Annotated in this window: 1 protein-coding gene and 1 pseudogene; both read left to right on the forward strand. The window is 47.8% G+C overall.

The genetic code is table 11. The features are described from left to right. Positions 1–159 (forward strand): annotated as a pseudogene (locus R7190_RS28920) (SAM-dependent methyltransferase); the annotation flags it as partial. A 5-nt stretch (positions 160–164) separates the two neighbouring features. After that, on the forward strand, positions 165–598 hold a 434-nt coding region (locus R7190_RS28925), incomplete at its 3' end, for a DUF2878 domain-containing protein (RefSeq protein WP_318138074.1).

Here is a 598-nt window from a genome sequence, read left to right on the forward strand (position 1 = left end):
GAGTGGCATCGCCGTTTTAACCGCGCAGAGGATGCTGTGCGAGGGTTTGGGTACGATGACCGGTTTGTCCGCATGTGGCGTTATTACCTTAGTTATTGTGAAGGCGGTTTTCTTGCACGTACGATCAGCGCCGTTCACATGACTTTCCAGCGCCCATAACAATTATGAGAGTGTTGATTGCGTCCACTTGGTTTCAACTGTGCTGGTTTATTGCTGTGCTTGGTACGTTTGAGTGGCAATGGTTGATGATGATACTGGCGTTGGCGACTTTGGTGTATTCCATTCTGACGGCGTTTCACTCGGTGAAAGCGATCTCCTTTGTCACCATTTTCGGGCTAGTTCTCGATACGCTAAATCAACACTTCTCGCTTTTGGTTTTCCCTACCCCTTGGCTCCCTGTGTGGTTGATTGGTCTATGGGTATTGTTTGCATGGTATGCCTACCAACTGAAAGTGCTTTTGCACCGCTTCGCCAAAATCTACGTATCAATATTAGGTGGGCTTGGAGGAATGCTCAGCTACTTCGCTGGCTACAAGCTTCAAGCGGTAGAGTTTGGATTCGATACAAGTATTACGTTACTGGCCTTGTTTGTGGAATG

This window comes from Vibrio sp. 1078-1, assembly GCF_033340475.1.